General features: G+C 33.1%; 3 protein-coding genes and 1 pseudogene. 2 read left to right on the top strand and 2 right to left on the bottom strand.

Annotated features, from left to right (window positions below; translation table 11 throughout):
- Both B3J44_RS05125 and B3J44_RS05120 read left to right on the top strand, forming a co-directional pair.
- A pseudogene (locus B3J44_RS05125) lies at positions 1–283 on the top strand (kynureninase); the annotation flags it as partial.
- A 397-nt stretch (positions 284–680) separates the two neighbouring features.
- The gene (locus B3J44_RS05120; protein WP_286966362.1) at positions 681–1,115 is read left to right on the top strand and encodes a YMGG-like glycine zipper-containing protein; all 435 of its coding nucleotides are present in this window, start codon (positions 681–683) and stop codon (positions 1,113–1,115) included.
- A 57-nt stretch (positions 1,116–1,172) separates the two neighbouring features.
- Here B3J44_RS05120 and B3J44_RS05115 read toward each other — a convergent pair whose 3' ends face one another.
- Together B3J44_RS05115 and B3J44_RS05110 are read right to left on the bottom strand one after the other, a co-directional pair.
- Positions 1,173–2,969 (bottom strand): hypothetical protein, encoded by a 1,797-nt coding sequence (locus tag B3J44_RS05115; RefSeq protein ID WP_286966360.1) that lies wholly within the window; start codon positions 2,967–2,969, stop codon positions 1,173–1,175.
- 421 nt (positions 2,970–3,390) lie between these two features.
- A partial coding sequence (locus B3J44_RS05110; RefSeq protein WP_286966358.1) for a hypothetical protein occupies positions 3,391–4,656 on the bottom strand: 1,266 nt, incomplete at its 5' end.

The following is a 4,656-nucleotide window of genomic DNA, read 5'->3' as shown; positions in this document are numbered from 1 at the left end:
CAGAACTTCTTACTTAGAATTTATTCTTCATGAAATTGATAAAGATGTAGAAAGTACCTTTAAAATCATCGCGCCTTCAAATCCAGAAGAAAGAGCTTCTCAATTATCGGTATTTTTGCACGGAGAAGGAAGAGCTTTATTTGATTATTTAATGAAAAACGGAGTAATTACAGATTGGCGCGAACCAAACGTAATTCGTCTGGCGCCTGTTCCTTTGTATTGTTCTTATGAAGACATGTATGATTTTGGGCAAATTCTAAAAAAAGGGATTTTAGGGAAATAAAAAATAATCTGGCAATCCCGATAGCTATCGGGAGCGAAGGCACAAAGTTTTTTGAAGCCACAGATTAAAAGGATTAAAGAGATTTTTTTCTAAATAGCCTCCAGCTTTAGCTGGAGGTATTAAAGATGAAGTTAAGGGCTTTAGCCAAACGAGTTCAGTTTGGCTAAAGCCTTTTTCTTTTGATTGCTTTTTCGTCCAGCTAAAGCTGGACGCTATTAAATTTAAAAGATATGCGTCTTCGCGCCTTTGTGAGATTAATTTCATTCAGCTTGAAAAATAAAACGCAGTGAGAAACATAAAAACTTCAAATCTTATAAATTTTCTGAAAAATTCTGTAATAACCATTATAACAGATATTGCTTATTTTGTAATGTATAATTTTAAAAATTACAAGATCATGAAAGGCTTATATATTTTATTAACCGTGATATTTTTAACTTCTTGTCAACAACAGAACAAAGAAGATGTAAATAAAGCCAAACAAGCCAGCATTGATTCAATGAAAGTTGAAATTAACAAACAGCGTGTTATCGATTCAATGAAGACTGAAATGGCGAAATTAAATGAGGAGAAAATCGAAGCTCAGAAAGAAAAAGTTGTAGTAGTACATCAACAAGCAAATAATGCAGCGGTGCCAGCAGCGACACCTAAAAAGAAAGGCTGGAGTGCAACGGCTAAAGGTGCTGTAATTGGTGCAGGAGTTGGTGCAGCAACTGGAGCAATTGTCAGTAAGAAAAAAGGCGAAGGCGCCATTATTGGTGGTTTAGCTGGAGCTGCAGTCGGAACTGGAACTGGGGCTGTTATTGATAGCAAAAACAAGAAGAAAGAATAATTTTATTTTAGAAATAAAAATAAACCCCAAATTAGAAATAATTTGGGGTTTTCAATTTTAAACCAACTCTGAAACGGGAATTTTAATACCAACTAATTCTGATTTACAAAAATCGAGTTGCTCTATATGACCTTTAAAGACTGTTGTCGATTCAAATAAATTTTTATAATATTCAATTCCATCTAACAGATTAGATTTAAAAGAATTCCATTTTTTAAGTTGAGCTGTTGTAAGTTCTCCAGAAACAGATTGAATTTCGTTTCTAAAATAAGTAACATACATTTTAAGCTCTTTTATAAACAAGTTTGGGCGTTCGGTTCTAATGATCGATTTTCCTTGATAAATATGATGAATCATATCTTTTAAAGAAACTTCTTGATCAAAATAAGCTAAGTTTGGGCCTGGACAAATGACAACGCCTTGCGCTTGACCTTTTATTTTTATATCATTTTCTAGATAAGAAGCATTGGCCAAACCAACACACAAACACGATTTTTCGGTAATCTTGACTTTGCTTTTTTCAAATTCATCAGCAGATAGCGAATCTTTTTTAGCCTCTAATTCTTCCAATTTTATATCCTGATATTTTTTTGAAGCCGTGCAAATTCCGTGTGGGTCGTATTCTTTGCTCAATGCTAAAAATTTCTTCGGACAAGAACTTCCAGCTTTATTCTCATGAATTCGTTTTTGTTTTAAGAATTCGTTTGTAGTTCCTTTCAAAGTGTTGAATGGAACTCCCAAAGGCGAGATATTACTTAAGTAAAAATCATCTTCTTTGGCTTTCATCAGCAAATTGCGAGTTTCTTTATCGACAGATGTTGCTTCGGGAACTAATAAAAATGGCGAACCCCAACCTACAGAATCAACATTATATTCGTCTAATAAAAACTCATGTTCTGCTGCTGTTCCAACACCGCCTTGAACAGTAATTTTTAATTCTAAAGGATTTTCAGGGAAATGCTGATTTTTGGCCTGTAAAGCTTTAATCATTAATTCGTGGGCAGATTGTATCAATTGATCTTTTTTCTGCTTGAATTCCTCTAAAATGGTGCCTAATAAGAGTCCGTCAGTTGCAAAGGCATGTCCGCCACAATTTAATCCCGATTCAATTCGATATTCAGAAACCCAAAGTCCTTTTTTTGCTAAGAAATTTCCCTGAATCATAGCTGATCTAAAATCGCTTACTTTTAAGATGATTTTCTTCTTTAACTCATTATTTTCATTTGGAAAAAAATCTTTGAAGTTTTCGAAATAACCAAACAATCTCGGATTCATTCCTGCAGAAAGTACAACAGAAGATTCCAAATTACTATTTGCAAAACCTCTTAAAGCGGCATGAGCATCATTAAATTCAATTGGAAGCTGTTCGTTTTTGATGAAATTATCCTTGTCCAATTTCGTCATGATATTCACATCGATTTCACCAGGAAAAAGATGTGTTTCGATGTAGTTTTGAATGTTTTCTTTAAAAGCAATTCCATCATCTAATAAACTTTGAAATCCTTTTTTAATATCAGAAGTATTTGGCAGCATCGATACGAAATTTTCTAAAGCCGTTTTGCTTTCTGCCAATTCTGTTTTGAAGTTTTCGAATTTCTCTTTTACAATTTTATCGACTAAATTTAAATAAGAGGTAATTCTTTCAGCACGGTAATCATGAAATTTTTGCGTGATTTCTTCGTAAGGAATGTTGAATTTTGTGCTGTAAAAATTACGCATCTTTTCAATTAAATCATCGTCTGCGAGAGCCACAACCGATGAAATTCCATACTGCGCGACTCTAATCGGACTGTCTATCGTATAAGCCAATCCCATTACCGGAATATGAAAAGTATGCAGATTTTTTTTTGTCATTTGTATTTGGATTAAAATAGAAGCAAATGAAAAAAAATATTTCCTCCTAAAACCTGATAAATGTCAGGTTTATAGATGGGTTGCCACGAATTGCACAAATTAGCACAAATTTATTTTTTTCTTAAATGTTATACCTTCTGGTTTTTCAGAATGAAAAAGATATAGATTGTTAATCATAAAAATATAGCCCACGGTTTCAACCGTGGGAAACGTATTGTGAGGAACGTATTGTGGAAATCCGTTGTGTTCCTGCGGTTGAAACCGCAGGCTATGTTGCCAATCAAAATTTTTTAGATTGGTTTGCCACGAATTACACGAATTAACACGAATTGATTTTTCAGATCCGTCAAATAAAAATTAGTGAAAATTAGTGTAATTGCTTCGCCTATTCGCTATTGCTCGAGTCGTGGCAGAAAAAAAACTAAATCAAAATCTTCTTCAAAGACTCGGCAATACTTCTCCACAAAAGATTGTAGAATGATCTGTCTTGAAGGCGTTCGACTTCGATTTCTGCGGTTTTGACTCCATCTTTCGAATCGTTTTTTACCAGTAAATTGGCAACAGCCGTTTTAAGTTTTGCCTCTTTTTCAGGCTTTTTCTTTTTGTATAATTTGACTTTAAGATCGTCATAATCTAGAGAAGCATTTCCTTTTGAGCCATTGTCATTTCCATAAAAATTAAAACGGTATTTATTGAAAGTTCCAGTGAAAGTCGTGTTGATATATGGTTTCGTGAATCTTGTCATTCCTTGAACATTAAAATTCGAAATCGCGCCTTGAATGTGAAATCCATCACTTTTATCTAGAACATTAAAACTCCAATCGACATCAAGCGGAGAGCTTTTCATAAAAATACATTTGACTTTGATTCTCACATCATCTGTTTTTTTCAAACCAAAACCACTTCTCAAATTAGTTGCTTGCAGATTGAATTTATCGAAAGTTAAAACTCCTGGGCCTTTAGCAAAATCAAGTTCTTCTTCGTAAACCAATTTCGATTTTAAAACTTGTAAAGTGTCAACTTGAAGTGGAAATTTTAGATTTCGCAATAAATGATTGTACAGATATTTTTTACTTGGATCGTCTTTCAACATTTTTCCGCGGTAAATATTAGCATCAAAATGGTGAATGACCAGCGAATTTGCTTTGAAATAAAACTGGTTATTTTTGAAACCCCAGTCCATTTTTGCGACTTGAGCCGAATCAAATTTTAAATTGTAAATATCTTTTTCTTTTTCAAGACGCTTTAAAAATTCTCTACGCTCAAATTGAGGCAGATTAGAGAAATTATTAATCTTTAGGAAATTCTTTTCGGTGCTTATTTTTCCAATATTGATGTAATAAAAACCATTTGGTCTGTAAAACAAACTGTCGCAAACGAGAGCGTATTTTTTATATTGAATCGGAATTTTTTCTTTTAAAGTAGCATCGGTAATTAAAATGCCTTCCAGTTTTAAAAGTATTTTTTTTATGCTAAAAATAGGTTTATCTGTATCTAAAGAAACAACATCAACCGATCCTTCGTTGAGGTAAATATTAGAAACCGCAATAATTTTTCGAAACGGATCTATAATTTCTTTTTCAATGCTTTTGCTGTTATTGATTAATTTTTCGCCTTTTTTGTATAAAATGATTCGCGGTTTATTGATAATGATACTTTCTGCCTGAATGATATCGCGAAAAGCCAA

Source organism: Flavobacterium sp. UBA4854, from assembly GCF_002399805.1.
In the GTDB taxonomy this organism is placed as follows: domain Bacteria; phylum Bacteroidota; class Bacteroidia; order Flavobacteriales; family Flavobacteriaceae; genus Flavobacterium; species Flavobacterium ginsengisoli.
Note: the sequence above shows the minus strand (reverse complement) of the source record. Positions and strands in the feature narration are given on the sequence as shown.